Source organism: Rhodococcus sp. R1101 (assembly GCF_000278445.1).
In the GTDB taxonomy this organism is placed as follows: domain Bacteria; phylum Actinomycetota; class Actinomycetes; order Mycobacteriales; family Mycobacteriaceae; genus Rhodococcus; species Rhodococcus gordoniae.
In genome coordinates this window covers 1-2,252 of record NZ_AJVB01000571.1, presented here as the reverse complement: position 1 = coordinate 2,252, position 2,252 = coordinate 1, and the positions used below count along the sequence as shown (strand labels likewise).

The window sequence follows — 2,252 nt, the reverse complement described above, 5'->3', positions numbered from 1 at the left end:
TGACCGGCGTACGACAAGACATCCGGGCCGTCCCCCGGCCAGGCCCGGAGAACATCGGTCCGCTCGCGACATCCGGTCGCGGGCGGACCGATCGTCGTCTGTCACCCGGCGACGTAATACGCGCGGCGCTCAATCCGACATTCCGTTCGAATCCGGCACATCGGATCCTGACGAAGTACAGAAAGGCCTCGCGCATGAAGTTCCGCCGCATTGTCGCTGCGACGCTGGGGTGTGTGGCCCTGACGGTCACCGCACCCTCGACCGCAGGTGCCTTCCCTCTCGTGGACCTGCTCCCGAAGGGCATCGCCGATCTCGTCCCGAGCGGGTCGTTCAACCCGTTCGCGCCTCCGCCGGCACCTGTCCCGGCTCCCCCCGCCGCGCCCGCGCCCCAGGCTGCCCCGCCTCCCCAGGCGGCTCCGGCTCCCCGTCCGGCTCCGGCCGCACCGAGCGGCGGGTTCCGGAACTGCACCGAGGCGTGGAACGCCGGCGCGGCTCCGGTCCACCGCAACGACCCCGGTTACGCGCCTCGACTCGACCGCGACAACGACGGGATCGGGTGCGAGCGGGATCCGCGCTGATCACTCCGCGGAACCGCTGACACCGACCGGCTCCGGGGCTGCAACTCCGACAGTGATCGCCGAGCAGTTCGTCCCGTTCCCGCCGAATGCCGTCTCCGATCCCGCCGATCGGGGACGGCATTTGCCGTGTATGCGACGGTCCCACCGCGCCCAGGGGTATCGAGAGAGCCGTGACCAGCACATACTGAGAAAATGGCCGCGGCAGGAGCGCGTCGTGACGAGGCGCGGGACGTCGCGCTCGGAAACTCACGGCCGCGATCCGCGGAGAACAGGGAGCGGTCCTCGAGTATGCGTAACCTTCACGTCGCGGTGATCGGAGGAGGCATCATCGGTGCCGCGACCGCCCGGCAACTCGCCCTCTCGGACGTCGACGTCACGCTCTTCGAGAAGGAGGACCGGCTCGCCGCGCATCAGACGGGGCACAACAGCGGCGTCGTCCACGCCGGCCTCTACTACACGCCGGGCAGCCTCAAGGCCCGGTTGTGCAGGCGCGGGGTGGAGTTGTTGCAGGCATTCACCACGGAGAAGGGCCTGCCCTACGACGAGTGCGGCAAACTCGTCGTCGCGCTCGACGAATCGGAACTCGGCCGACTCGACGCGATCTTCTCGCGCGCCGCCGCGAACGGTGTCCCCGGTATCGGACGTATCGACGCCGACGAGATCACCGCGATCGAACCGCATGCCGCCGGGATCGCAGCACTGCACTCCCCGCACACGGCGATCATCGACTTCGTCGCCGTCACCCGCGCGCTCGCGGACGACGTCGTCGCCGCAGGGGGCACGGTGCGGACCGGCACCACCGTGACGGGCGTCCGCGACGGGGGCGAGCAGGTCGTCGTCGACGTCCCGGACGACCAGTTCGCCTTCGACCTGGTGATCACGTGCGCCGGGCTGCAGTCCGATCGACTCGCACACACCTCCGGCGACACCCGCGACCCGCGTATCGTCCCGTTCCTCGGCGACTATCTGCTGCTCGAACCCGAGGCGGCGACGAAGGTGCGCGGGTTGATCTATCCGGTGCCCGATCCCCGCTACCCGTTCCTCGGGGTGCACCTCACCCGCCGGATCGACGGGGAGGTGATGGTGGGGCCGAACGCCTTCCTTTCCTCCGGTCGCGAGAACTACCGCGGCCGGCGCGGATCGTGGCGGGATCTGCGCGACGCCGTCGCCTGGCCCGGTTTCTGGCGGTTCGCCGCTCACAATCTGCCCGCAGCGGGTCGGGAACTGCGCACGGCCGCCAGCACTCGACGGTTCGTCGCCGACGCAGCCGCGTACATGCCCGGATTGACCGTCGACGACGTGCGGCCGGGACCGCGCGGCATCCGCGCCCAGGCGATGAACTCCGACGGAGGTCTCGAGGACGACTTCGTCGTCACGGGGCACGGACGGGTCGTGCACCTGCGCAACGCTCCGTCGCCGGGGGCCACCTCGTCCATGGCGATCGCCGAGTATCTCGTCGACCGCGCACTCGACCGTATCGGCTGATCATGCGGTTCGCCGTGGACGTCACGGTTCGCGGTGGCCGGTTCGGGGCATGCAGCACGGGAACCATTCGATCGTCGGGAGGTCTTCATGGCACGAATCGCACTCTTCGGAGGACACGGCAAGGTCGCACTGCATCTCGAGCGGCTGCTGGCCGATGCCGGTCACGAGACCAGTGCGTTCATCCGTAAT

2 protein-coding genes are annotated in these 2,252 nt (G+C 69.4%); both read left to right on the top strand.

The genetic code is table 11. The features are described from left to right. The first annotated feature begins 194 nt into the window (after positions 1-194). Positions 195-578: an excalibur calcium-binding domain-containing protein gene (locus tag R1101_RS0121740; RefSeq protein ID WP_016935351.1), complete on the top strand. Its 384-nt coding sequence runs from the start codon at positions 195-197 to the stop codon at positions 576-578. A gap of 288 nt (positions 579-866) precedes the next feature. Beyond that, positions 867-2,063 carry an L-2-hydroxyglutarate oxidase gene (lhgO, locus tag R1101_RS0121735; protein WP_016935350.1) on the top strand — a complete coding sequence of 399 codons (1,197 nt, stop codon included), beginning with the start codon at positions 867-869 and terminating at the stop codon, positions 2,061-2,063. Positions 2,064-2,252: the final 189 nt, after the last annotated feature.